The sequence below is a fragment of the Streptomyces nigrescens genome (assembly GCF_027626975.1).
Classification (GTDB): Bacteria; Actinomycetota; Actinomycetes; order Streptomycetales; family Streptomycetaceae; genus Streptomyces; species Streptomyces nigrescens.
Genome location: NZ_CP114203.1, coordinates 2,860,069 through 2,884,335, shown reverse-complemented (window position 1 = coordinate 2,884,335; position 24,267 = coordinate 2,860,069). Strand labels below are relative to the sequence as shown.

Here is a 24,267-nt window from a genome sequence, read left to right as displayed (position 1 = left end):
ACGCGCGGCAGGGGCGAGGCTCTGCTTCTTACCGAAAAGACCAGGAGCAAGTGGTGATCGAAGAGATCCTCCTCGAGGCCGAGGAGAAGATGGAGAAGGCCGTCGTGGTCGCCAAGGAGGACTTCGCCGCGATTCGCACCGGGCGTGCGCACCCGGCGATGTTCAACAAGATCGTGGCGGACTACTACGGCGCCATGACGCCGATCAACCAGCTGGCGTCGTTCTCGGTTCCCGAACCGCGGATGGCCGTGGTGACCCCGTTCGACAAGAGCGCGCTGCGCAACATCGAGCAGGCCATCCGCGACTCCGACCTCGGTGTCAACCCGAGCAACGACGGCAACATCATCCGAGTGACGTTCCCGGAGCTGACCGAGGAGCGCCGCAAGGAGTTCATCAAGGTCGCCAAGAACAAGGGCGAGGACGCGAAGATCTCGATCCGCAGCGTCCGGCGCAAGGCCAAGGAGACCCTCGACAAGTTGGTCAAGGACAAGGAGAGCGGCGAGGACGAGGTGCGCCGCGCCGAGAAGGAGCTCGACGACACCACCGCGAAGTACGTCGCGCAGGTGGACGAGCTGCTCAAGCACAAGGAATCCGAGCTCCTCGAGGTCTGATGAACGAGTCTTCCTGGGGGGCCCCGCCCGGCGCCGGTCAATGGGGACCGCCCGACCACGGACCGGCCTCCTCGCTTCGCGGTGCGGCGCCCCCCGCCCCGGCGGGTCCGGTGTACGACTGGGGCGATGCGGCGCAGACTCGGCCCATGCCCTTTGTGCCCGGGCAAGGCGGATACCAGGATGACAACCGGGAACATCGGGACATCCGGGATAACCGGGACCACCTGGACGACCGGGGGGCTGCTCGACGGAGCGGCCCCCTGTTCCGCGACGAAAAGCCGCAGGAGCCCATGCCCACCTCTCTTTCCGGGTCCGACAACTCGCCGGACTCAGAGAAGCCGAAGAAGAAGAGCGCGGGCCGCAACCTGCCCGCTGCCATAGGGGTCGGTGTCGGCCTCGGCGCGATCATTGTTGCGTCGCTCTTCGTCTACAAGCCCGTCTTCATCGGCGTGATAGCGATCGCCGTTGTCGTGGGCCTGTGGGAGCTGACCTCGCGGCTGGCGGAGCGCAAGGACATCAAGGTGCCGCTGGTGCCGCTCGCGGTCGGCGGCACCGCCATGGTGGTCGCCGGATATGTCCGCGGCGCCGAGGGGGCCTGGGTGGCGATGGCGCTCACCGCGCTCGCCGTGCTCGTCTGGCGGATGACCGAGGCGCCCGAGAACTACCTGCGGGATGTCACCGCCGGAGTCTTCGCGGCGTTCTATGTGCCCTTCCTCGCGACGTTCGTGGCGCTGATGCTCGCGGCCGAGGCCGACGGCCCGCTGCGGGTGCTGACGTTCCTGCTGCTGACGGTCGTCAGCGACACCGGGGCGTACGCGGTCGGCTGGCGGTTCGGCAAGCACAAGCTCGCCCCGCGCATCAGCCCCGGCAAGACCCGCGAGGGACTGGTCGGCGCGGTGCTCTTCGCGATGGCGGCCGGCGCGCTGTGCATGGAGTTCCTGATCGTGGACGGCGCCTGGTGGCAGGGCCTGCTGCTCGGCCTTGCCGTCGCGGCCAGCGCGACCCTCGGCGACCTCGGCGAATCCATGATCAAGCGTGACCTCGGCATCAAGGACATGGGCACCTTGCTCCCCGGTCATGGCGGCATCATGGACCGCCTCGACTCCCTGCTGCCGACCGCGCCTGTCGTCTGGCTGCTGTTCGTGGTCTTCGTGGGAGCCGGCTGAGCGCAGGGTCCTCGCAGGTGAGGGCAGGGAGAGGGATTCCTCTCCCTGCCCTCTTCCGTGTCCGCCTGCCGTCTACCGAGGCGGCGACAGGGCGTCGACCACCGCGCGCAGTGGCTCCGGCGAAGTGGCGAACTCGCCGAGGAAGGCATACGACAGTTCCGTGACCAGGAACAGGTTGGTGGCAACGAGGACGCTCACCGCCGCGACCATCCCGTAGTGGATCAGAGCCTGCTCGGAGCCGAAGGTGGCGGAGAATCCGAGGACCAGTCCACTGGTCAGAAGGATCGCCATCCACAGGGACAGGGGTGGGCCGATGTTGGTGCGTGCCTCGAGCAGCCGTTCCGTGCGTGCGAGGCTCAATTCCTTCAGGGACGCGACCGAGCTGGCGAGGAAGGCTCGCTGGGTGTCGTTGCGGGGCCGGATGCTCTCGTACGTGTGGTACAGGCGGCTCAGCGCGTTCTCGGCCTCGGGCGTGGTCTCGCCGACCGCGGCGCTGGGCCACTCGGCCGCCGCCGCCCGTCCGTACGCCAACAGGCTCTGCCTGATCCGCGCGCTCTCGGCCCTGCCGAACACATCGCGCCCTCCGGCCAGCTCCGTCGCCGCGGCGCCCTCGGTCCGTGTCGTCTGGTCCGCCGTGTTCACCTGACCCCAGAGCGCGAGGACGATGAAGCCGATGAGGAACCCGTAGACGACCGCGATCACGGGGAAGAGGAACTGCGCGATCTCGTTCTGCTCGCCCTGCTTGATGCGGGGGACACGGTGCCGGACGAGTGCCTGGACGATTGCGGTCCCGCCCGCGATCACGACGACGAGCCCTGTCAGCAGCAACCAGGGAGGGAGGTTGATCACGATCCAACGGGTCACAGCCACTGCTCCACGCTCCTGACGTACCCCACACCAGCCACCATGGCGCGGTGGCCAACGAAGGCACCGGGCTGCGGACACGCATGGTTCGTCTCTTCGGTGAGCGACGGCCGCGCAGGAGCGGCATCCACGGGGGAGGGGACAGGCTGCGACCGCGAGCGGGGCCACGATCACTCGCCCCAAAGCAGCTCCCGCCCAAAACCGCTCCACCGACTCACGGATTGTCTGCGCCCCCCTCCCTCGCCTCATACACGCGCTTGAGAAGCGTACGCCGCAAAGCGTCATCCTCGAGATGAATAACTAGGTCATCCTTCAGCCTGGATGCTCGAGAGACGGCCTCTCGCAGCTGTTGTAGCCACCTTTGGTACATCTCGATTGCGTCCTGGTGGCGGGCGACCTCAGTGTCCAGTAGCTCCTTCATGTCTGGATCGTCAGCCGCCTTGGCTTGCCTCGCCATACTCTCACTGAGCTCTTGCCCTCTTCCCTCAAGCGCCCGCACAGCGAATTCCTCAAAGCTTTCAACGACGGCACGGCTCACAATGATTCTCCTGGACCGCTTCTCGCTTTGCCGTCTCGCGATGTTTGCTTGAGATAGTGTTTCGCGGCTTACTGAAACTGCGGTGCCGACCTTTACGCTCTCCAAGAAGGTAGCGAAATTCACGATCCGTAAAGCAACGTCTGCGCGCCGCCTAATCTCTTCCACCAACTCCTCACGTGGCCCCAGGGAGAAGTCGAGTCGTTTGTTGACCCAGTCTTCTTTCTCATCGTTGGAGATAATGAGTACGGGTTTACGCACGTCGGCCGCCTTGATGAGAGTCTGCTCCCACCACAGGTAATCCCCATCAGGGTTAGTCCTCTTGGCCCTGTCCTTATATCCTGGCGGTATCCGGTTGTCTCTCCTGTGGGCAGCCTCAGCTTGTGCCTTAACGTAATCGTCCTCGGGAAGGGGCTGTCCGACCCTCCCGTCAAGAAGCTCTGCTAGTGCCCTCAATACAGGGTCATCATTGAGCACTCTACTGATTGTCAGGTCGAACACTCCTTGATGGGATTTAACTCGGTCGATGGCAGCGCGAAAGGCATCCTCAAGTGGCTCCTTGAGTCTTTTCTTCTCGTTGCCATCGAGGGCCGAGCGATTTGCAAACTCATTAAGACGCTGCAGGGCCTGATTTTGTGCTGTCTCAAGCGACTTGCACGTCTCGTCGTAGAAGGCAAGCTGATCGCGTGCAGCTTCGACTCTGTTGCGATGAAATTCAAGTGCAACCTGATGTGGAACCCAAATGTTTTCCTTGACTGTGAGAAGGCTCTCGATCATTTCCTTTCTGGCGATCGGTGTGACGCGATAGAGGTCCAGTAGGACACTGGAGTCGATCACGACGAGCGACTCTTTAAGTGCCTGTGAAAGTTCCCCTTTCGCCATTCTCCAGTGACTGGAGAATGGCTCCATGAAAGAGCTGATAAGAATCGCCCCCTTGTGCGACACCTATGATCGTTCGCAATCTTCTGAATCAGGTTAGAGCACTATGAGCGCTGCAGGGAGCTGAACGCTGTGATTCCTTGATTTGTTGGGGCGGCTCTACGAATCAGGGAAATATTCCATTGCGGCGCCGGCCTGGTCGGGCGGTCGGCCACGGCCAACGAGGTTCATCGAAGTTCAGCGACTGCGTTGCCGACGGGAGGAGACGACGCGTGGCGTGACCACCGCGGATGCGCTGGAGGCCGCCATCAGGCTTACAAAGAGGCCACCACCAGGCTTACAAAGCAGTCGTCCCGAGGGCAGTAACGTCCACGCCCATGACTTCGTCTCCTGATCGTGTGGACAGCAGGGAAGCGCTGGCGTCGTTTGTCCGCTCCCTGCACCGTGACCATGCCGAAAATGCCGCCGCGTGGGACAACGCCGATCTCGGTGACTTCCTGGAGGCTCTCGCCGCCTGGATCGACGATGCGGCTGGCTGGTACAGGAACACCGGCCATGACCTACCTGACAACGCTGACTGGGCTTTCTTCGCCAGAGCGCTGAGCGCAGCCACCGTGTACGAGTAGCACCCCGGCCCGAACCCTGGGCCGTCCCCGAGCCGTGTGAGGCCGGCCGCCAGTGGCAGAGGGCCACAGGAGGTGACCGGCCCCACCCCGCTGTGGCCTGGGCCGCCGTAGACGATCTGCCACACTGGACGCACCATGCCTGCACCCGGAGAACTCACTTTCGTAGCGCCGCGCGGGGCCAAGAAGCCTCCGCGGCACCTTGCCGATCTCAGCCCCGTCGAGCGTCGCGAAGCGATGGCCGCCATCGGGGAGAAGCCGTTTCGCGCCAAGCAGCTGTCGCAGCACTACTTCGCCCGCTATGCGCATGACCCGGCGCAGTGGACCGACATCCCGGCGGCCGCGCGCGAGAAGCTGGCGAGCGAGCTGCTGCCGGAGCTGATGACGGTCATGCGGCACATCTCGTGCGATGACGACACCACGCGCAAGACGCTGTGGAAGCTGCACGACGGGACGCTCGTCGAGTCGGTGCTGATGCGGTACCCGGACCGGGTCACCATGTGCATCTCGTCGCAGGCCGGGTGCGGTATGAACTGCCCGTTCTGCGCCACGGGGCAGGCGGGGCTGGACCGTAACCTCTCGACCGCCGAGATCGTGCACCAGATCGTCGACGGGATGCGTGCGCTGCGCGACGGTGAGGTGCCGGGCGGGCCGGCGCGGCTGTCCAACATCGTCTTCATGGGGATGGGCGAGCCGCTCGCCAACTACAAGCGGGTGGTCGGCGCGATCCGGCGGCTGACGGACCCCGAGCCCGACGGGCTGGGGCTGTCGCAGCGGGGGATCACCGTCTCCACGGTCGGGCTGGTGCCGGCGATGCTGCGGTTCGCCGACGAGGGCTTCAAGTGCCGGCTGGCCGTGTCGCTGCACGCCCCGGACGACGAGCTGCGCGACACGCTGGTGCCCGTCAACACGCGCTGGAAGGTGCGGGAGGTGCTGGACGCGGCGTGGGAGTACGCCGAGAAGTCCGGGCGGCGGATTTCCATCGAGTACGCGTTGATCCGGGACATCAACGACCAGGCGTGGCGCGGTGATCTGCTGGGCCGGCTGCTGAAGGGCAAGCGGGTCCATGTGAACCTGATTCCGCTGAACCCGACGCCCGGCTCGAAGTGGACCGCTTCGCGTCCCGAGGACGAGCGGGCGTTCGTCCAGGCCATCGAGGCGCACGGGGTGCCGGTGACCGTCCGCGACACCCGCGGCCAGGAGATCGACGGCGCCTGCGGGCAGCTCGCGGCCTCGGAGCGCTGACCGCCCGCTGGTACGGTGTGGTCGAACAAATGCACATTCCGACAGGGGAGCGCCACAGCGCTGAGAGTGCGGAAGCGTCGTAGTCCTACGGTGCCCGCAGACCCTTGAACCTCGCCCGGGTCATTCCGGGTAGGAAGTTCGGTCGTCACTCATGCTGTTGCGCCCTGCCCGAAGTCCCCTCCGTACGTCCCCGGACGTCGGAAGCCGTGGACATCGGGCAGGGCCGCGTCTCTTCCTGGCCAGCCAGGAGGAAATCAGTGAGCACCACCAGCAGGATCACCGCGGCGGCGGTCGTCGCCGCGGTCGGTATCGCCGCCCTCGCCGGGTGCGGCAGCTCGGGCGGCGGGAGCGCGGACAGCAAAACCGTCACGCTGGTCAGCCATGACTCGTTCCGCGTCTCGAAGTCCGTGCTGGCCGCCTTCGAGAAGGAGAGCGGCTACAAGGTCACGATGCTCAAGGGCGGGGACGCCGGCAAGGCCGTGAACCAGGCGGTCCTGTCCAAGGGCAACCCCCAGGGCGATGTGTTCTTCGGGATCGACAACACCCTGCTCTCGCGCGGTCTGGACGAGGGCCTCTTCAGCCCCTACCAGGCCAAGGGGCTGGACAAGGTCCCCGCGGGGCTGCAGCTCGACAAGGGCGAGCACCGGGTCACCCCGCTGGACTACGGCGACATCTGCGTCAACTACGACCGCGGCTACTTCGACCGGCACAAGATCGCGCCGCCGAAGACCTTCGACGATCTGATCAAGCCCCGGTACAAGGGGCTGCTCGTCACGGAGAACTCCGCCACCTCTTCCCCGGGGCTCGCCTTCCAGCTCGGCACCATCGCCAAGTACGGCGAGAAGGGCTGGCCGGACTACTGGAAGAAGCTCAAGGCCAATGGCGTCGAGGTCGTCGACGGCTGGGACCAGGCCTACAACGACCGGTTCTCCGGCTCCGCGGCGGGCAAGGGCAAGGGCGACAAGCCGCTGGTGGTCTCCTACGCCTCCAGCCCGCCCGCCGAGGTGCTCGGCAAGAAGCCCGCGCCCAAGGAGGCACCGACCGGTGTCGCGGCCGGCACCTGCTTCCGGCAGATCGAATTCGGCGGTCTGCTCAAGGGCGCGAAGAACGAGAAGGGCGGCAAGGCGCTGCTGGACTTCCTGCTGAGCAAGGAGTTCCAGGAGGACGTACCGCTGCAGATGTTCGTCAACCCGGCCCGCAAGGATGCCGAGGTGCCGGAGCTGTTCACCAAGTACGGCACGACGATCGACAAGCCGGCGACGCTGGCCCCCGAGAAGATCACCAAGAACCGCGAACAGTGGATCAAGCAGTGGTCCTCGCTCGTTCTGAAGTAACGCCTCCGGACGTCACCGGCGCCCGGCGCGGCAGGCCCGCGCGGGGGACGGCGGTGCGGCTCGGCCTGATGGCGGTGCCGCTCGCCTTCTTCGCGCTGTTCTTCGCCTATCCCGTAGTGGCGATCGTCGGACGGGGCCTCAAGGACGGCGGACAGTGGCAGCTCAGCCGGTTCGGTGCCGTGCTGAGCGACCCGGACGTCGTGCATGTGCTGTGGTTCACCGTTTGGCAGGCGGCGGCCTCGACCGGGCTGACGCTGCTGATCGCGCTGCCCGGCGCCTATGTCTTCGCGCGCTTCGACTTCCCCGGCAAACAACTGCTGCGGGCGGTCGTGGCGGTCCCGTTCGTGCTGCCGACCGTCGTCGTCGGCTCGGCCTTCCTGGCGCTGGTCGGGCGGGGCGGACTGCTGGACGACCTGTGGGGCGTGCGCCTGGACACCTCGGTGTGGGCGATTCTGCTGGCGCATGTCTTCTTCAACTACGCCGTGGTCGTACGGACCGTCGGCGGGCTCTGGGGACAGCTCGATCCGCGTCAGGAAGAGGCGGCGCGGGTGCTGGGAGCCGGGCGGTTCGAGGCCTGGCGGCGGGTCACCCTGCCCGCGCTGGGGCCGGCCGTCGCGGCCGCCGCCCTGATGGTCTTTCTGTTCACCTTCACCTCCTTCGGGGTGGTGCAGATCCTGGGCGGCCCCACCTTCTCGACGCTGGAGGTGGAGATCTACCGGCAGACCGCGGACTTCCTGGATCTGCCGACGGCCGCCGTCCTCACCATGATCCAATTCGCCGCGGTGCTGGGCGTACTGGCGCTGCACGCCTGGACCGTGCGCCGCCGGGAATCCGCGCTCCGGCTCGTGGACGCGTCGCAGACGGCCCGCCGGCCGCGCGGCCGCGGCCAGTGGGCGCTGCTGTGGGGGACGTTCGCCGTCATCGCCGTGCTGCTGCTCGTGCCGCTGGTGGTGCTCGTGGAGCGGTCGTTCGCCGGGCCGGACGGCTACGGAGCGGTCTTCTACGCCTCGCTGGCCTCCGCCGCGAGCGCCGACAGCACCTTCGCCGTCGCCCCCCTCGACGCCCTGTGGAACTCCCTCGCCTACGGGGCCGCGGCCACCGTGATCGCGCTGGTGGTGGGCGGACTGGCGGCCGCCGCCCTGACCCTCCCCAGGCTGCGCCGCGGCCCGTCCGGGCGGACCCCCGTGGTCAGCCGGTTCGTCCGCGGCTTCGACGTGCTGCTGATGCTGCCCCTGGGGGTCTCCGCGGTGACCGTGGGCTTCGGCTTCCTGATCACCCTCGACGAACCGCCGCTCGATCTGCGCGCCTCGTGGTGGCTGGTCCCGCTCGCCCAGGCGCTGGTGGGGGTGCCGTTCGTGGTCCGGACGATGCTGCCGGTCCTGCGGGCGGTCGACAGCCGGCTGCGGGAGGCGGCCGCCGTGCTCGGCGCCTCGCCCTGGCGGGTGTGGCGCGAGGTCGACCTGCCGATGGTGCGGCGGGCCCTGCTGATCGCCGCGGGCTTCGCCTTCGCCGTGTCGCTCGGTGAGTTCGGCGCGACGGTCTTCATCGCGCGGCCGGACCAGCCGACGCTGCCGGTCGCCGTGGCGCGGCTGCTGGGGCGTGCGGGGGAGCTCAACTACGGGCAGGCGATGGCCCTGTCGACCATCCTGATGGTGGTGTGCGCCGCCGCCCTGCTGGTACTGGAGCGCCTCCGCCCCATCGACCGATCCGGGGAGTTCTAGATGACGGCACGGGCCGGGAGCACGGCACAGGAGCTGCTGCGGCTGGGCGGGGTGACCGTCCGCTTCCACGCGGGTGGGCGCCCCGCGCTGGACGCGGTGGATCTGGAGGTCGCCGCCCACGAAATCGTGTGCGTCCTGGGGCCGAGCGGCAGCGGTAAGTCCACTCTGCTGAGGGTGGTCGCCGGGCTCCAACAGGCCGACGCGGGACAGGTGTTGCTGGAGGGGCGGGACCAGTCGGGAGCGCCCACCCACCGGCGCGGGGTCGGCCTGATGTTCCAGGACCACCAGCTCTTCCCGCAGCGCGATGTCGCGGGCAATGTCGCCTTCGGGCTGCGGATGCGGCGTTCCCCGCGCGGTGACCAGGAGCGTACGGTCGCCGAACTCCTGGATCTCGTCGGGCTGCCGGGCGCCCAGCGGCGCGCCGTGGCGTCCCTGTCCGGCGGCGAACAGCAGCGGGTCGCCCTGGCCCGCGCCCTGGCCCCGCGCCCCCGTCTGCTGATGCTGGACGAGCCCCTCGGCCAGCTCGACCGCGGACTGCGCGAACGGCTGGTCGTCGAACTCCGACGGCTCTTCCACGAGTTGGGCACCACCGTGCTGGCCGTCACCCACGACCAGGGCGAGGCCTTCGCGCTCGCGGACCGGGTCGTGGTGATGCAGGACGGCCGGATCGCACAGACCGGCACCCCGCTGGAGGTCTGGCAGCGGCCCGCCACCGAATTCGTCGCCCGCTTCCTCGGCTTCGACAACGTGGTCGAGGCGACGGTGCAGGGCGAGGCCGCCGCCACCCCCTGGGGGAAGGTGCCCGTCCCGGCGGCCACCCCGGACGGGCCGTGCCGGCTGCTCGTCCGTCCGGCCGGGGTACGGCTGACGGCCGCCCCCGAGGGCCTGCCGTGCACGGTCGCCGCCCGTACCTTCCGCGGCACGCATGTCGCGCTGCTGCTCCAGCCGTCCGGCGGACCGCAGGTGGAGGCGGCCTGCGCGCTGCGGGACGCGCCCGAAGTGGGCGAGCGGGTGGGCATCGCCTTCCATGCGCAGGACGTGGTGGTGCTGGACGCCTCCGCCGCGGCGGGCTGACCGCGCGGAGGGGCGGCCGGCGGGGCGCCGGGCCGTGGGCCGCTACCGGGCGCCCCGCGTCCGCCAGTTGTGTCGTGCAGGACCGGAGGCGGCCTCAGCGGGCCGCGACCTCCGTGGGCAGCTCGTCGGCCTCCGGTGACCCGGCCTGAGGCGCGCCGGGCTCCGGCTCCGGCTCGCCGAACCAGGCGACCGCGACGGCGCCGGCCACCGCCACCACGAAGCCGAGGACGGCGACCCAGGCGAAGCCCGGACGGGAGGAGTCCCCCAGCCACAGCACGCCGAGAATGCCGGGTACCACCGTCTCGCCCACCACCAGCGCCGCCGTGGCGCCGTTCACCGAGCCGATCTGCAGGGCGACGGTGTGCAGATACATGCCCCCGATACCGGCGACGAGAATCGCGTACAGGGCGGGGTCGCCGAGCAGGGACGGCAGGTGGAAGGGGTCCACACCGTTCAGCACCCGTACGCCGACACCGAGCGCGCCGAACCCCAGACCGGAGAGCAGGCCCGCCAGGATCGCGGCCCGTCCGCCGAGCAGACGCACGATCAGCGTGCCGCCGCCGATGAGCACGACGGTGGCGACGAGCAGCCACCAGTGTGTGGCGATCGGTGTGTGGCCGCTGCCCTCCGGCCCCGCGGCCGTGGCCAGCAGCACCAGTGCCGCACAGACCACGCCGATGGAGGACCACTCGGCCCGGCTGAGCCGGATGCCGAGAAGCTTGATGCCCAGTACGGCCGTGATCACGAGATTGGCGCTGATCACGGTCTGGGAGAGGAACAGCGGCAGCAGCCGGGCCGCCAGCGCGCCCAGCCCGAACCCGACGAAGTCCAGCACCGTGCCCACCATGAACTCCCAGGTCACGGCCGCCTTCGCGGTCGAAGACAGGCTGGGCCCGCCATGCTGGGTGACACCGGAGGCGGAGGACTTGGCCGCCTCCCGGCGGGCGGATTTGCGGGAGCCCACCGCCTGCAGGACCGATCCCGTGCCGTAGCAGGCCGACGCCGCCACGGCCGTCAGAAGACCGATGATCACCAAGAGCTCCGTTCGCCCGCTGTCTGCATTACCTGTTCATTACCTTCCTGGCAGACGTGCATTTGGGGACGGGAGTTGCCTCCGGTGGCCAACACATCGAGTCGTCGGCCTACGGGAGGCGGCGTCCGGCCTTCGGCGCAGGAGAGGCGGAGGGCGACCGTCGGATCAGGACGGCGCCTGGGTGCGGAGGCGGGCCAGCGCGTCCGGGGCTTCGTCCACCGAGTCGACCAGGGCGATCCGGGCCGCCATGGGCCGGTCCGCGGCGAGTGCCTGGAGCAGCGGCCAGGTGGGGAGCTTCTCTGTCCAGTGCGCGCGGTTCACCAGCACCATCGGGGTCGGCTCGCCCCGCGACTGGTAGTAGTTCGGCGTCGCATTGTCGAAGATCTCCTGTACGGTCCCGGCCGCGCCCGGCAGGAACACGACGCCGGCAGTGGAGCGCGCCAGCAGGCCGTCCTCGCGCACCGCGTTGACGAAGTACTTCGCTATGTGGGACGCAAAGGCGTTCGGCGGCTCATGGCCGTAGAACCAGGTGGGGATGCCGACCGAGGCGCCGCCGCCCGGCCGGCTGTGCCGTATCTCGAAGGCGGCCCGCGCCCAGTCCGTGACGGACGGGGTGAAGTGCGGTGTCTTGGCGAGGAGTTCCAGCGCCGAGTCGAGCATCTCGTCCTCGAAGGGCGCGGCGTACGCCCCGAGGTTCGCCGCCTCCATCGCGCCGGGGCCGCCACCGGTCGCGACGGTCAGCCCGTCGCGGGTGAGCCGGCGGCCGAGCCGGGCCGCGCCCGCATAGGCCGCGGAGCCGCGCTCCAGGGCGTGGCCACCCATGACGCCCACCACCTGGGTACCGGCGAGGTGTTCGTCCAGGGCGTCGGAGACGGCGTCGTCATGGATGCTGCGCAGCATCGAGGCGAAGATGTCGCCGTCCGACTTGGTGTCTTGATACCAGCGGTAGGTGCGGGCGTCCGGCGTGGCGTCGAAGCCGGTGCCGGCCAGCCCGTCGAAGAGCTCGTCCGGGCCGTACAGGCCGCCCCGGTAGGGATCGAACGGCAGGCCCGGTACGGGAGGGAAGACCAGGGCGCCACCGGCGCGTATCTTGGCGGCGGCGTCCGGCTCCATGACGCAGCCGAGGAACACGGACTCCGTGGTGTCCGCGCTGAGCAGCGCGAAGGTACGGTCCGTCAGATCGACCGACTGGATGCGATGTCCGGCGAGGCTGCCCGAGGCGACGACCTGGTCGAACTCCTCCAGGGACTCGATCTCGCGGTCGTCGTGGTCGTGGTGGGTGTGGGTGCGGCGGGACGCTGAGGGCTGTGAATTCGACTGCACGTCCGTCATGTTAGGACCGCAGTGTGGCCACCAGCGGGCCGAGGTGTCCGTCCGCGGCCGCCGCGTCGAGTGCGGCGCGCAGCGCACTGTCGTAGGTCGGGCGCGCCTGTCGCTGTACGTCCCGGCCCTCGTCCGTGATCACGCTGTACACGCCGCGCCGGTCATCGGGGCACAGATCGCGGCGGGTCAGCCCGGACGACTCCAGGCGGGAGGCCAGCCGGCTCACGGAACTCTGGTTGAGGCCGATGAGGTCGGCGAGCTCCTGCATCCGCAGCTCGCCGTCGTCCGCCTCGGCCAGCCTGGCCAGCGCGCGGTACTCGGACAGCCCGATGCTGTGGTGCTGCTGCAGGGCCTTCGCCAGCTCCTGCTCGACGCGTGTGTGCAGCGCGCCGAGCCGGTCCCAGTGCTCCGCGTCCATCGCCCTCTGCCTTCTGCCGCTCTCTTCTGCGTTTTCGCCGTGCGTCGCCGGGCTCTTGACAGCAGCGTACATGCAGCAGAAACTTATGTATGCGCATGCAAGGAATGTGTGTGCATGGACGTGAGGGGGAGAGTGATGACGATGTCGGTGGACGTTGCCGTCGAAGGGCAGGGCCGGCGAGACATCGAGCGGATCGCCACGACTCCCGACTGGTATGAGCCGCACAAGATCTCGCAGGCCATCAGGGCGGGCGGACTGATCCATGTCTCGGGCCAGGCGGGTATCGATGAGCGGGGCCGGACCGTCGCCGACGACTTCCTGACGCAGGGGCGCCAGGCGTTCGCGAATGTCGAGCGGGTGCTCGCCGCAGCGGGTGCCTCGCTCGCCGATGTGGTGAAGGTGGGCGTCTTCATCACGGACATGGCTGCCGACGTCGGCCAGCTCCTCACACTGCGCGAGGAGTTCCTGTCCGAGCCCTATCCCGCGGAGACGCTGGTGGAGGTGTCCTCGCTGGCCCAGCCGGAATGGCGGATAGAGGTGGAGGCCACGGCGCTCGCGCGCTGAGGAGCGCCGCCCCCGCCGCACCGGATCACGCGGTGGTACGGACGGGGGCGCCGGGGGCAGCTCATTCCCGGTGGTGCCGCGGGCTGTTGTGCAGTCCCGGGCGGGCGGGGCCGCCGCTCGGCGGCGGGGTGGTCGCTCGGCGGTGGGGCGGTCGGCCGGTCGGCCGGTCGGCCCGCCGGCCGCGCTGACATGGTCGACGCCGTCAGGGAGACGGGCCGCCCCTCCCCCCACACCCACACCCCTCAATGCACCAGCGGAAGCGTGGCCATCTCCGCGACGGTCCAGGTCAGGGGGGCCAGGACGAGGACCAGAGCCAGGAAGCGCAGGGCCGCGGCGCGGTGGAGGACGGAGGCGGACGCGCCCAGGCGGCGGAGGGCTGCCGTGGTGTGGGCGCGGGCCGAGCGGGATTCCAGTGCGGCGGTGAGCGCGCTGGCCGTGACACAGGCGAGGACGACTGCCGCGCCCACAGCGGTGAGCGGTCCGAACGGACGGGAGGGAGAGGCTTCGTACACCTTCACGGCGGCATACGCGGCGGAGCCGACCGCACACAGGACCCCGAGCGGGCGGCCGAGGCGGTGCGACTCCTCCTGGAGTACGCGCCCGGACAGCAGACGCAGTGCGCCGGGGCGGCCGGCGCAGAGCAGTCGGCCGCACAGATGCACCAGACCGGGACCGGCCAGCACGAGACCGAAGGCCGACATCGCCCAGCCGGCGAGTACACCAGGGGGGCTGCCGACCAATCGGCCAGGGAGCGGCAGCAGTCCGCCGGCGGCGTGGGCGCCGCGGCTGGTGTACGCCTCGATCGCCAGGCCGGCCGCGGCCAGGGCGATGCCCCAGGGGAGACCTGAGGGCGGGGCGGTCCTGAGGCGGGTCCCGGTCTCGGGGGAGCCGGCCTCGTCGCGGGGGCGCAGGGAAACGGCGGTCGCGGCGGCGGCGGTCAGCGGCACGGTCGCCAGCAGCATCAGGGCGCCGACGAGCGGCACCGGGTGGCCGGCACCGAGCAGGTCGGCGTCGATACCGAGGGAGGAAGGGCGGCCGAGGTGGCCCAGACCGCCGAGGTCGCCGCGGAGCCGGAAGAACACCAGCAAGGACAGCAGGACGCCGAGGAAGCAGGTCAATGCGGTGGAGGCGGTGGCGAGCAGGGTGAGACGGAGCGGTCCCAGGCCGGCGGCGGTCATCCCGCGCTGGAGACGGGCGGCGGGGTCCGTACGCGCCGTGGACACCGCGAACTGGGCGGTGGCGGCGAGCGGGGCCGCGCACCACAACAGGCGCACCAACGACTCGTCGGCCGCGGACGGATGACCGGCGGCATGGCCGACGGTGGAGAGCAGGAGGAAGCCGGTGCCGGCCGCCGCGGCGGTGACGGAGAGGCGGCGCAGCAGGACGAGGGGGTGAGAGCCGCGGGCTAGACGGAGAGCGAGCACGCTGCCCTGCTTTCCTCATCGGAGGAACCGGTGCCGGCGGGCGCACCGGTCGACTGGTGGCCGTCGAGGAGCGCGAGGGACCGGTCGGCCAGCGTGGCGACATCGGGGTCATGGGTCGCCAGGACCACGGTGATCTGATGGGAGCGGGCCGCGGTGGTGAGGGTGCGCAGCACCTGCGTGCCGTCGGCGCGGTGCAGCGGGGCGGTCGGCTCGTCGGCGAACAGCACCTGGGGGGTGGTGGCGAGGGCGCGGGCGATGGCGACGCGCTGGCGCTGGGACTGGTCGAGCTGCGCGGGGCGGCGGCTCGCGCACATACCGACGTCGAGGCGGTCCAGCCATTCGATCGCGGTGTGCTTGGCGGAGCGGGTGCCGGTGCCGCGGAGCAGGAGGGGGAGGGCGGCGTTCTCCCAGGCGGTGAGTTCGCCGACGAGGTGCGGTTCGGTGTCGATCCAGCCGAACCGGTCCAGACGCAGCCGTTCGCGGCTGGGGGAGGAGAGGGTGTGCACGGGGGCGCTGTTGAACCAGACCTCGCCCTCGGCCGGGACGAGTTGACCGGAGAGACATTTCAGGAGGGTGGTCTTACCACTGCCGCGCGGGCCGGTGACGGCGAGGATCTCGCCTTCGCGGACGCCGACGGAGACTCCGGCGAGGGCGGAGGTGCCGCCGTACGTGTGGTGCAGGCCGCGGGCCCAGAGAACGTCGTTGTCAGGCGGGGCCACCATCTGCGCACCTCTTGTTGTAGGCGTCGAATCGTTCCCCCGACCGGGTGAACGACCATGGAGGGTATCGGTCACAAGCACGGTAAGGATTGGTGACCCCCGGTATTCGCCGCTTGGCAGCACAACGGCCCAGATTCACTCGTATGGCTTGAAGTGAGTGAATCTGAGCCGCTGGATATTCAATTGTGTACGAGTGGGCCGGGAGGTGCCGCGAGGGTCAGAGCTTGGTCCAGGCCTCGGTGAGGACCGTGCGCAGAATCTGCTCGATCTCGTCGAAGACCGACTGGTCGGCGATCAGCGGCGGGGCGAGCTGGATGACCGGGTCGCCACGGTCGTCGGCGCGGCAGTAGAGACCGTTGTCGTACAGCGCCTTGGAGAGGAAGCCGTACAGGACACGCTCGGTCTCCTCCTCGTTGAAGGACTCCTTGGTGTTCTTGTCCTTGACGAGCTCGATGCCGTAGAAGAAGCCGTTGCCGCGGACGTCGCCGACGATCGGCAGGTCGTGCAGCTTCTGCAGGGTGCTCAGGAAGTTGCCCTCGTTGTCGAGGACGTGCTTGTTGAGGCCCTCGCGCTCGAAGATGTCGAGGTTGGCGACACCGACGGCCGCGGAGACCGGGTGGCCACCGAAGGTGTAGCCGTGCAGGAAGGTGTTGTCGCCCTTGTAGAACGGCTCGGCCAGGCGGTCGGAGATGATGCAGGCGCCGATCGGGGAGTAGCCCGAGGTCATGCCCTTGGCGCAGGTGATCATGTCCGGGACGTAGCCGAACTTGTCGCAGGCGAACGTCGTGCCGAGGCGGCCGAAGGCGCAGATGACCTCGTCGGAGACGAGCAGCACGTCGTACTGGTCGCAGATCTCGCGGACCCGCTGGAAGTAGCCGGTGGGCGGCGGGAAGCAGCCGCCGGCGTTCTGCACCGGCTCCAGGAAGACCGCGGCGACGGTCTCCGGGCCCTCGAAGAGGATCTGCTGCTCGATCTGGTCGGCGGCCCAGCGGCCGAAGGCCTCGGGGTCGTCACCGTGGATCGGGGCGCGGTAGATGTTGGTGTTCGGGACCTTGTGCGCGCCGGGGACCAGCGGCTCGAAGGGGGCCTTCAGGCCCGGCAGACCGGTGATGGACAGGGCGCCCTGCGGGGTGCCGTGGTAGGCCACCGCGCGGGATATCACCTTGTGCTTCATCGGCTTGCCGACGAGCTTGAAGTACTGCTTGGCCAGCTTCCAGGCGGTCTCGACGGCCTCGCCGCCACCGGTGGTGAAGAAGACCTTGTTGAGGTCGCCGGGGGCCTCGTTGGCCAGCCGCTCGGCGAGCTCCACCGCCTTGGGGTGCGCGTAGGACCACACGGGGAAGAAGGCGAGCTCCTGCGCCTGCTTGTAGGCGGTCTCGGCGAGCTCGACCCGGCCGTGGCCGGCATTGACCACGAAGAGGCCGGCGAGGCCGTCGATGTAGCGCTTGCCCTTGTCGTCGTAGATGTTGGTGCCCTCACCGCGCACGATCGTGGGCACGGGGGCATTCTCGTACGACGACATGCGGGTGAAGTGCATCCACAGGTGGTCGTATGCCGTCTTGGAGAGGTCGCCGCTCATTGCTATCTCGTTCCCCAGGTGTAGGTCTGCTTCCGGAGCTTGAGGTAAACGAAGCTCTCGGTGGATCGGACGCCGGGAAGCGTGCGGATCCGCTTGTTGATCATTTCCAGAAGGTGGTCGTCGTCCTCGCAGACGATCTCGATGATGAGATCGAAGGAGCCTGCCGTCATGACGACGTACTCGACCTCTTCCATGGTCGTCAGGGCGTCGGCCACGGGGTCGAGGTCACCTTCGACGTTGATGCCGACCATTGCCTGCCGCCGGAAACCGACCGTGAGGGGGTCGGTGACCGCGACGATCTGCATCACGCCTTGGTCGAGCAGTTTCTGTACGCGCTGGCGTACCGCCGCTTCGGACAGGCCGACGGCCTTGCCGATCGCGGCGTACGGACGGCGCCCGTCCTCCTGGAGCTGCTCGATGATCGCCAGGGAGACGGAGTCAATCGACGGGGTGCCGTTTCTGTCACGAGTGGCCACGCCGTTCACTGTGCACGAGCCTCGTCTGTCTTGCAACCCCAAAGCGATGAAATTAGTCGTGTCGCGATCGAAATTTCACTGATTCCGTTGTTCCTGGGTGGCGGGTGTGTTGAAAACGTGGGAACCATGGCTAGGGTGGATGTCCAAACCACCAGACTTCTGACTGAAGGGGGCGCACAGTGACCACCGCACTGCGTCGTCTGCGCAACTACATCGACGGGGAGTTCCGGGACGCCGCCGACGGGCGGACCACGGAGGTGGTCAACCCCGCTACGGGTGAGGCGTACGCCACCGCCCCGCTCTCGGCCGCCGCCGACGTGGACGCCGCGATGGCTGCCGCCGAGGCCGCGTTCCCCGCCTGGCGTGACCTGATCCCGGCCGAGCGCCAGAAGGTCCTGCTGAAGATCGCCGACCGCTTCGAGGAGCGGGCGGAGGAGCTGATCGCCGCCGAGTCGGAGAACTGCGGCAAGCCGATCGCGCTCGTACGGTCCGAGGAAATCCCGCCGATGGTGGACCAGATCCGCTTCTTCGCGGGTGCCGCCCGGATGCTGGAGGGCCGCGCGTCCGGTGAGTACATGGAGGGCTTCACCTCCATCATCCGCCGCGAGCCGGTCGGCGTCTGCGCCCAGGTCGCGCCGTGGAACTACCCGATGATGATGGCCGTGTGGAAGTTCGCCCCGGCGCTGGCCGCGGGCAACACCGTCGTCATCAAGCCGTCCGACACCACCCCGGCCTCCACGGTGCTGATCGCCGACATCATCGGCAGCGTGCTGGACGAACTCGGCCACTCCCGAGGCGTGTTCAACGTCATCTGCGGTGACCGCGAGACCGGCCGCCTGATGGTCGAGCACAAGATCCCGGCGATGGCCTCGATCACCGGCTCCGTGCGGGCCGGTATGCAGGTCGCCGAGTCCGCCTCCAAGGACCTCAAGCGGGTCCACCTGGAGCTGGGCGGCAAGGCGCCGGTCGTCGTCTTCGAGGACACCGACATCCCCAAGGCCGTCGAGGACATCTCGGTCGCCGGCTACTTCAACGCCGGCCAGGACTGTACGGCCGCCACCCGCGTCCTCGTCCACGAGTCCATCCACGACGAGTTCGTTTCCGCGCTGGCCAAGGCCGCCTCGGAGACCAAGACCGGCGCGGTCGACGACGAGGACGTGCTCTACGGCCCGCTGAACAACGCCAACCAGCTCAAGCAGGTCAAGGGCTTCATCGAGCGCCTGCCCGCGCACGCCAAGATCGAGGCGGGCGGCGAACAGGTCGGCGACAAGGGCTACTTCTTCGCCCCGACCGTCGTCTCGGGCCTCAAGCAGGACGACGAGATCGTCCAGCAGGAGGTCTTCGGCCCGGTCATCACCGTCCAGTCCTTCAGTGACGAGAAGCAGGCCGTGGAGTGGGCCAACGGCGTCGAGTACGCCCTGGCGTCCTCGGTGTGGACCAAGAACCACGCCCGCGCCATGCGGATGTCCAAGAGCCTCGACTTCGGCTGTGTGTGGATCAACACCCACATCCCGCTGGTCGCCGAGATGCCGCACGGCGGATTCAAGAAGTCCGGTTACGGCAAGGACCTTTCGGCCTACGGCTTCGACGACTACACCCGGATCAAGCACGTGATGACCTCCCTCGACGGCTGAGCCGGGGGACCCCCTCCCGTCGGGCGCCACGGAACGCTCGACACACCGTCGCGGGCGGAGGCCCGGCAACTGACGCTCTGTCTCTTGCCGCCTCCGCCCGTGGCGCGTGAGAGTGCTCGCCATGGCTGATCTTTCGCGGCGGGCGCTGCTCCGGGGTATGGGCGGACTGGGTGTGACGGGGGCGCTGGCCGCCATGACCGGATGCGGGGTGCCGCCGGCCTATGTCGAGGCGGCGGACCGCGGAGGCCCGGACCGTTCGGCACGGGACCGCAGGCTCGTCTTCGCCAACTGGCCGCTCTACATCGACGTCGACGACCAGCACAAGCAGCGCCGTCCCACTCTTGACGCCTTCGCGCGGCGCACCGGGATCTCCGTCACGTACACCGAGGAGATCAACGACAACGACGAGTTCTTCGGCAAGATCAGCCCGGCGCTGATGAACCACCAGAGCACCGGCCGCGACCTGATCGTCATCAGCGACTGGATGTGCGCCCGGTTCGTCCGGCTGGGCTGGGTGCAGGAGATGGACCGTGCCGCCCAGCCGCATGTCGCACGGCATCTCGATCCGCTGCTGCGCTCCCCGCACTTCGACCCCGGCCGCAAGCACTCCGTTCCCTGGCAGTCCGGGATCACCGGTATCGCCTACAACCGCAAGAAGCTCGGCCGGGAGATCAAGCACACCGCCGACCTGTGGAAGGACGATCTGCGCGGCCGGGTCACCCTGCTCTCCGGGCTCGATGAATCATTCGCGATGCTCATGCAGGGCAACGGGGTGGACATCACCCGCTGGACGGCCGACGACTTCTACCGGATGACCGACCAGATCCGCCGCCTCGTGAGCAAGGGCCACATCAGGCGGTTCACCGGCAACGACTACATCAAGGACCTGGACTCCGGGGATGTGCTCGCCGCCCAGGCCTACTCGGGCGATGTGATCCAGCTCCAGGCGGACAACCCGGACATCGAGTTCGTGGTGCCGCAGGAGGGCGCGGAACTCTGGGCGGAGAGCCTGCTGATCCCCAACCTCGCCGAGCACAAGCGCAGCGCCGAGCGGCTGATCGACTACTACTACCGCCCGGAGGTGGCCGCGGACCTGGCCGCCTGGGTCAACTATGTCTGCCCCGTGCCGGCCGCGCGTGAGGTCCTCGCCGCCTCCAAGGACAAGGAGCGCGCCGCACTCGCCGAGGACCCGCTGATCTTCCCCGATGACGCGATGCGCAAGCGGCTGGTCATCGCCCGCGACATCACGTCGAAGGAGCGGACCGCGTTCGCCAAGGAGTGGAACGCGATCGTGGGGCTGTGAGCATGTCGGCTGCGCCGGCTGTGCGGTGTCCGCTGCGCCCGCCCCAACCTGCGGTGTTCTCTGCCGTGAGGCGCCTCCTTATATTCCGGCAACGATTACGGAGAGTAGTCAGTTCCCTCGTGTTGAGTGATGCGGTGCTGCGTGATGCTCAGTGCCACTGCTCAGTGCCATGACGTCGTGTACGTGTCGATCTCGGCCGACAGGCGGGCCTTGGCCGGTGTGTCCATGAAGGAGGCCTCGACGGCGTTCTTGGCCAGGGCGGCCAGGCCCGTGGCGTCCAGCCCCAGCAGCCGGGCGGCGACGGCGTATTCGGTGTTGAGGTCCGTGCCGAACATCGGCGGGTCATCGCTGTTGATGGTGACCAGCACGCCCGCGTCGGCCATCTCCTTGAGGGGGTGCTCCTCCAGGGTGCGCACCGCGCGGGTGGCGATGTTGGAGGTGGGGCAGACCTCCAGCGGGATGCGGTGCTCGGCGAGATGGGCCAGCAGCCGGGGGTCCTGGGTGGCGCTGGTGCCGTGGCCGATGCGCTCGGCGCCCAGCTCGTTGAGGGCGTCCCAGATCGTGCCGGGGCCGGTGGTCTCCCCGGCGTGCGGTACGGAGCGCAGACCGGCCGCGCGGGCGCGGTCGAAGTACGGCTTGAACTGCGGGCGCGGCACCCCGATCTCCGGGCCGCCGAGACCGAACGAGACCAGTCCCTCGGGCTGCAGATCGCAGGCGATCCTGGCGGTCTCCTCCGCGGCCTCCAGGCCCGCCTCCCCGGGGATGTCGAAGCACCAGCGCAGCACCACGCCCAGCTCCGACTCCGCCGCCTTGCGGGCGTCCTCGATGGCCTCGACGAACGCGGCGTCGGGGATGCCGCGACGGGTCGAGCTGAAGGGGGTGAGGGTCAGCTCGGCGTAGCGGATCTGCTGCCGCGCCATGTCCCGGGCGACCTCGTACGTCAGCAGCCGGACGTCCTCGGCATCGCGGATCAGGTCCACGACGGAGAGATAGACCTCGATGAAGTGCGCGAAGTCGCGGAAGGTGAAGTAGTCGGCCAGCGCTTCGGGGTCGGTGGGGACGGCGGAGTCGGGGTGCCGCGCCGCCAGTTCGGAGACGATGCGCGGCGAGGCCGATCCGACGTGGTGGACGTGCAGCTCCGCCTTGGGCAGGCCCGCGATGAAGGCATCGAGATCGGACAACGGTTCCTCCTGGTCAAAGGGTGCGCCGGGGTGCGGGGAACGGCCTGGCCATGCTAAGCCGGGCGGGGGCGGCCAGGGGTGCCGGTTTGCGGACCTCTCCCAAGCGCCCGGCCGGACCCACGGCCTGTCCTACGACGCCGCTCCGGCCTCTTCCTGCAGCCGCTGCCGGGCCGCCATCAGCGCGAAGCCCAGCAGATTCAGACCCCGCCAGCGTGCCGGGTCCGCGGCCCGCTCGTCGTCGGCGGCGAGGCCGATGCCCCATATGCGGTCCAGTGGACTGGCCTCGACCAGCACCCGGGAGTTCGTGCCGAGCAGGTACTCGCGCAGTGCGGCGTCCTGGCCGAACTTCTGGACGCTGCCCTCGACGACCAGGCCGAAGCGGTGCCGCTGCCAGGTCTCCTCGTCGAAGCCGCGGACCCGGCGCCCGGCGTCCTTGGCCTGCTTCGGGTGGGTCGCCGCGATCGCGCGCCGCTCCGCTTCCGCGTCATGGAACAGCCGGGCCTTGCCGGCCATCATCCAGTGCTCCGCGGTGGCGTACCGGACGCCGTCGACGGTGAAGGGGGCGGGCCACCACTGGCTGAAGCAGCTCGCGCCGAGGCTGCCGTCGCGGCGAGGGCTGTGGCCCCAGAAATAGACGTATTTGAGCCGTTTCCCGCGGGCGGTGGCCTGCCGCGCTTCCTCGACCGAACGCGGTCCGTCCGCGGTGCGCCCGGCGGTGTCCCCTGTGGTGATCCCCGTGCCGTCGTGCATCATGCCGGGATTCTGTCAGCGGGCACTGACAACGTGTCGGGGTCCCTGCGGATGAAATCGCGTAATCCGTCGCGTAACCAAAAGGCAACAACGGAATCCCTTGTTGAGGCTCCTCTCCTCTGTCAAGATCAGCCATCGATTCCGGAAATAGCTACGCCAGGCAGAGCCGCTGAGCGGCGCCGGCGCCCGGCGGAGGAGAGCACCATGGATCACCGATTCGATGTCACCGAGCGGTTCGCCGAGGGCGCGCAATTCATCGCAGGCAGTCTCCGCGGCGGCAGCTCCGGCCGTACCCAGGACGTCGTGGACCCGGCGACCGGCGAGACGGTGTACTCCTATGAACTCGCGGGAACGGCGGATGTCGACGCGGCCGTGGAGGCCGCCCGGCAGGCGTTCCCGGAGTGGGGCGGCGCCACTCCGGGGGAGCGCTCCGACACCCTGCACCGTTTCGCCGCCGCGCTCGCCGAGGACGCGGCCGATCTCGCCTACGCGGAATCGCTGAACTGCGGAAAGCCGATCAAGCTCAGCAACGAGTTCGACGTACCGGGCTCGATCGACAACGCCGCCTTCTTCGCGGGCGCCGCCCGCCATCTGGAGGGCAAGGCGGCCGGCGAATACAGCGCCGACCACACCTCCGTCATCCGCCGTGAGCCCCTCGGCGTCGTCGGCTCCATCGCCCCGTGGAACTATCCGCTGCAGATGGCCGCCTGGAAGGTGCTGCCGGCCATCGCCGCGGGCAACACCATCGTCCTCAAGCCGGCCGAGATCACCCCGTTCACCTCGCTGCTGTTCGCCCAGGCCGCCCAGCGCGCCGGCCTGCCCGACGGGGTGCTCAACATCGTCTCCGGGGCGGGCCGGGACGCCGGTGAGCGTCTCGTCGGCCACCCCTCCGTCGCGATGACCTCCTTCACCGGCTCCACGGCCGTCGGCAAGCGGGTCGCCGAGATCGCCACCGGCACGGTCAAGCGACTGCACCTCGAACTCGGCGGCAAGGCCCCCTTCGTCGTCTTCGACGACGCGGATCTGGAGGCCGCCGTCCATGGAGCGGTCGCCGGATCGCTGATCAACACCGGCCAGGACTGCACCGCCGCCACCCGCGCCTACGTGCAGCGCCCGCTCTACGACGCCTTCGTCAGCGGCGTCGCCGACCTGATGGCGACCGTACGGCTCGGCGACCCCTTCGACCCGTCCACCGACCTGGGACCGCTGATCTCGCACACCCAGCGCGACCGGGTGGCCGGCTTCGTCGACCGGGCGCGCGGCTATGCCACGGTCGTCACCGGCGGCGAGGCTCCCGGCGGCGAGCTGGCCAAGGGCGCCTACTACCGGCCGACGCTGATCGCCGGGGCCGCGCAGGACAGCGAGGTCGTGCAGTCCGAGATCTTCGGTCCGGTGCTGGTCGTGCTGCCCTTCGACAGCGACGACGAGGGCATCGCGCTGGCCAACGACACCCCCTACGGGCTGGCCGCCTCCGCCTGGAGCCGGGACGTCTACCGCACCGGCCGCGCCACCCGCGAGATCAACGCGGGCTGTGTCTGGGTCAACGACCACATCCCGATCATCAGCGAGATGCCGCACGGCGGCGCCAAGGCATCCGGCTTCGGCAAGGACATGTCGGCCTACTCCTTCGAGGAGTACACGCAGGTCAAGCACGTCATGTATGACAACACCGCGGTCGTGCGGAAGGACTGGCACCGCACGATCTTCGGGGACCGCCCGTAAGGGACGCTCCCCGCCGAGCACCACCGAGCATCACCGAGCATCACCGAGCACCACCGAGCACCACCGAGCACCACCGAGCCCCCCACCGG

General features: G+C 69.0%; 22 protein-coding genes. 11 read left to right on the top strand and 11 right to left on the bottom strand.

What is annotated here, in order from left to right:
• Positions 1-53: 53 nt before the first annotated feature.
• Both frr and STRNI_RS12940 read left to right on the top strand, forming a co-directional pair.
• Complete coding sequence (gene frr, locus STRNI_RS12945; RefSeq protein WP_006602824.1) at positions 54-611, top strand: ribosome recycling factor; 558 nt, start codon at positions 54-56, stop codon at positions 609-611.
• Positions 611-1,777: a phosphatidate cytidylyltransferase gene (locus tag STRNI_RS12940; protein WP_026169188.1), complete on the top strand. Its 1,167-nt coding sequence runs from the start codon at positions 611-613 to the stop codon at positions 1,775-1,777. Before frr ends, STRNI_RS12940 begins: the two co-directional genes overlap by 1 nt.
• Before the next feature lie 72 nt (positions 1,778-1,849).
• Here STRNI_RS12940 and STRNI_RS12935 read toward each other — a convergent pair whose 3' ends face one another.
• A complete protein-coding gene (locus tag STRNI_RS12935) occupies positions 1,850-2,647 on the bottom strand; it encodes a bestrophin-like domain (RefSeq protein WP_093647061.1) in 798 nt (265 codons plus the stop codon).
• A 208-nt stretch (positions 2,648-2,855) separates the two neighbouring features.
• Positions 2,856-4,085: a PIN-like domain-containing protein gene (locus STRNI_RS12930; protein WP_274738392.1), complete on the bottom strand. Its 1,230-nt coding sequence runs from the start codon at positions 4,083-4,085 to the stop codon at positions 2,856-2,858.
• Between the two features lie 368 nt (positions 4,086-4,453).
• On the opposite strand from STRNI_RS12930, the gene STRNI_RS12925 reads away from it, so the two are divergent.
• From STRNI_RS12925 to STRNI_RS12905, 5 genes are all read left to right on the top strand, one after another.
• Positions 4,454-4,681 (top strand): DUF7660 family protein, encoded by a 228-nt coding sequence (locus STRNI_RS12925; RefSeq protein ID WP_018087126.1) that lies wholly within the window; start codon positions 4,454-4,456, stop codon positions 4,679-4,681.
• A 135-nt stretch (positions 4,682-4,816) separates the two neighbouring features.
• Positions 4,817-5,923 carry a dual-specificity RNA methyltransferase RlmN gene (gene rlmN, locus STRNI_RS12920; protein WP_093647057.1) on the top strand — a complete coding sequence of 369 codons (1,107 nt, stop codon included), beginning with the start codon at positions 4,817-4,819 and terminating at the stop codon, positions 5,921-5,923.
• 257 nt (positions 5,924-6,180) lie between these two features.
• Positions 6,181-7,257: a thiamine ABC transporter substrate-binding protein gene (locus STRNI_RS12915; RefSeq protein ID WP_093647056.1), complete on the top strand. Its 1,077-nt coding sequence runs from the start codon at positions 6,181-6,183 to the stop codon at positions 7,255-7,257.
• A gap of 68 nt (positions 7,258-7,325) precedes the next feature.
• A complete protein-coding gene (locus STRNI_RS12910; RefSeq protein WP_262371338.1) occupies positions 7,326-8,978 on the top strand; it encodes an ABC transporter permease in 1,653 nt (550 codons plus the stop codon).
• Positions 8,979-10,052, top strand: coding sequence for an ABC transporter ATP-binding protein (locus STRNI_RS12905; RefSeq protein WP_277411294.1), 1,074 nt, complete (start codon positions 8,979-8,981; stop codon positions 10,050-10,052).
• A gap of 94 nt (positions 10,053-10,146) precedes the next feature.
• Here STRNI_RS12905 and STRNI_RS12900 read toward each other — a convergent pair whose 3' ends face one another.
• The 3 genes from STRNI_RS12900 to STRNI_RS12890 all read right to left on the bottom strand — a co-directional run bounded on the left by STRNI_RS12900 (position 10,147) and on the right by STRNI_RS12890 (position 12,826).
• Positions 10,147-11,085 carry a DMT family protein gene (locus STRNI_RS12900; protein WP_018087121.1) on the bottom strand — a complete coding sequence of 313 codons (939 nt, stop codon included), beginning with the start codon at positions 11,083-11,085 and terminating at the stop codon, positions 10,147-10,149.
• Positions 11,086-11,250: 165 nt separating this feature from the next.
• Positions 11,251-12,417 (bottom strand): LOG family protein, encoded by a 1,167-nt coding sequence (locus tag STRNI_RS12895; RefSeq protein WP_051103992.1) that lies wholly within the window; start codon positions 12,415-12,417, stop codon positions 11,251-11,253.
• Between the two features lies 1 nt (position 12,418).
• A complete protein-coding gene (locus STRNI_RS12890; RefSeq protein WP_018087119.1) occupies positions 12,419-12,826 on the bottom strand; it encodes a MarR family winged helix-turn-helix transcriptional regulator in 408 nt (135 codons plus the stop codon).
• A 135-nt stretch (positions 12,827-12,961) separates the two neighbouring features.
• Between STRNI_RS12890 and STRNI_RS12885 the strand changes: the two genes are divergently transcribed.
• Positions 12,962-13,390 carry a RidA family protein gene (locus STRNI_RS12885; protein ID WP_277411293.1) on the top strand — a complete coding sequence of 143 codons (429 nt, stop codon included), beginning with the start codon at positions 12,962-12,964 and terminating at the stop codon, positions 13,388-13,390.
• A gap of 242 nt (positions 13,391-13,632) precedes the next feature.
• Here STRNI_RS12885 and STRNI_RS12880 read toward each other — a convergent pair whose 3' ends face one another.
• From STRNI_RS12880 to STRNI_RS12865, 4 genes are all read right to left on the bottom strand, one after another.
• Positions 13,633-14,814: a hypothetical protein gene (locus tag STRNI_RS12880; RefSeq protein ID WP_159485940.1), complete on the bottom strand. Its 1,182-nt coding sequence runs from the start codon at positions 14,812-14,814 to the stop codon at positions 13,633-13,635.
• Positions 14,796-15,536, bottom strand: a complete 741-nt coding sequence (locus STRNI_RS12875) for an ABC transporter ATP-binding protein (protein ID WP_109892818.1) — start codon at positions 15,534-15,536, stop codon at positions 14,796-14,798. Before STRNI_RS12875 ends, STRNI_RS12880 begins: the two co-directional genes overlap by 19 nt.
• Before the next feature lie 214 nt (positions 15,537-15,750).
• On the bottom strand, positions 15,751-17,112 hold the full coding sequence (locus STRNI_RS12870) for an aspartate aminotransferase family protein (RefSeq protein ID WP_277411292.1): 1,362 nt from the start codon (positions 17,110-17,112) through the stop codon (positions 15,751-15,753).
• Between the two features lie 2 nt (positions 17,113-17,114).
• Complete coding sequence (locus STRNI_RS12865) at positions 17,115-17,588, bottom strand: Lrp/AsnC family transcriptional regulator (RefSeq protein ID WP_018087114.1); 474 nt, start codon at positions 17,586-17,588, stop codon at positions 17,115-17,117.
• Between the two features lie 179 nt (positions 17,589-17,767).
• Between STRNI_RS12865 and STRNI_RS12860 the strand changes: the two genes are divergently transcribed.
• Complete coding sequence (locus tag STRNI_RS12860) at positions 17,768-19,222, top strand: gamma-aminobutyraldehyde dehydrogenase (protein WP_018087113.1); 1,455 nt, start codon at positions 17,768-17,770, stop codon at positions 19,220-19,222.
• A 121-nt stretch (positions 19,223-19,343) separates the two neighbouring features.
• Complete coding sequence (locus STRNI_RS12855) at positions 19,344-20,525, top strand: polyamine ABC transporter substrate-binding protein (RefSeq protein WP_277411291.1); 1,182 nt, start codon at positions 19,344-19,346, stop codon at positions 20,523-20,525.
• 161 nt (positions 20,526-20,686) lie between these two features.
• Here the strand turns inward: STRNI_RS12855 and STRNI_RS12850 are convergent, their stop codons facing one another.
• Positions 20,687-21,706 carry an adenosine deaminase gene (locus tag STRNI_RS12850; RefSeq protein WP_266445272.1) on the bottom strand — a complete coding sequence of 340 codons (1,020 nt, stop codon included), beginning with the start codon at positions 21,704-21,706 and terminating at the stop codon, positions 20,687-20,689.
• Positions 21,707-21,835: 129 nt separating this feature from the next.
• A complete protein-coding gene (locus tag STRNI_RS12845; protein WP_277411290.1) occupies positions 21,836-22,459 on the bottom strand; it encodes an NADAR family protein in 624 nt (207 codons plus the stop codon).
• 201 nt (positions 22,460-22,660) lie between these two features.
• Between STRNI_RS12845 and STRNI_RS12840 the strand changes: the two genes are divergently transcribed.
• A complete protein-coding gene (locus STRNI_RS12840; protein ID WP_148589700.1) occupies positions 22,661-24,178 on the top strand; it encodes a gamma-aminobutyraldehyde dehydrogenase in 1,518 nt (505 codons plus the stop codon).
• Positions 24,179-24,267 lie beyond the last annotated feature (89 nt).

What these genes read in the sequence shown, in the direction of transcription:
- STRNI_RS12895 (WP_051103992.1), bottom strand. Translation starts at nt 12,417, where the DNA reads ATGACGGACGTGCAGTCGAATTCACAGCCCTCAGCGTCCCGCCGCACC.
- STRNI_RS12885 (WP_277411293.1), top strand. Translation starts at nt 12,962, where the DNA reads ATGACGATGTCGGTGGACGTTGCCGTCGAAGGGCAGGGCCGGCGAGAC.
- STRNI_RS12940 (WP_026169188.1), top strand. Translation starts at nt 611, where the DNA reads ATGAACGAGTCTTCCTGGGGGGCCCCGCCCGGCGCCGGTCAATGGGGA.
- STRNI_RS12930 (WP_274738392.1), bottom strand. Translation starts at nt 4,085, where the DNA reads ATGGAGCCATTCTCCAGTCACTGGAGAATGGCGAAAGGGGAACTTTCA.
- STRNI_RS12855 (WP_277411291.1), top strand. Translation starts at nt 19,344, where the DNA reads ATGGCTGATCTTTCGCGGCGGGCGCTGCTCCGGGGTATGGGCGGACTG.
- STRNI_RS12840 (WP_148589700.1), top strand. Translation starts at nt 22,661, where the DNA reads ATGGATCACCGATTCGATGTCACCGAGCGGTTCGCCGAGGGCGCGCAA.
- STRNI_RS12875 (WP_109892818.1), bottom strand. Translation starts at nt 15,536, where the DNA reads ATGGTGGCCCCGCCTGACAACGACGTTCTCTGGGCCCGCGGCCTGCAC.
- STRNI_RS12845 (WP_277411290.1), bottom strand. Translation starts at nt 22,459, where the DNA reads ATGATGCACGACGGCACGGGGATCACCACAGGGGACACCGCCGGGCGC.
- STRNI_RS12910 (WP_262371338.1), top strand. Translation starts at nt 7,326, where the DNA reads ATGGCGGTGCCGCTCGCCTTCTTCGCGCTGTTCTTCGCCTATCCCGTA.
- STRNI_RS12870 (WP_277411292.1), bottom strand. Translation starts at nt 17,112, where the DNA reads ATGAGCGGCGACCTCTCCAAGACGGCATACGACCACCTGTGGATGCAC.
- STRNI_RS12890 (WP_018087119.1), bottom strand. Translation starts at nt 12,826, where the DNA reads ATGGACGCGGAGCACTGGGACCGGCTCGGCGCGCTGCACACACGCGTC.
- STRNI_RS12905 (WP_277411294.1), top strand. Translation starts at nt 8,979, where the DNA reads ATGACGGCACGGGCCGGGAGCACGGCACAGGAGCTGCTGCGGCTGGGC.
- rlmN (WP_093647057.1), top strand. Translation starts at nt 4,817, where the DNA reads ATGCCTGCACCCGGAGAACTCACTTTCGTAGCGCCGCGCGGGGCCAAG.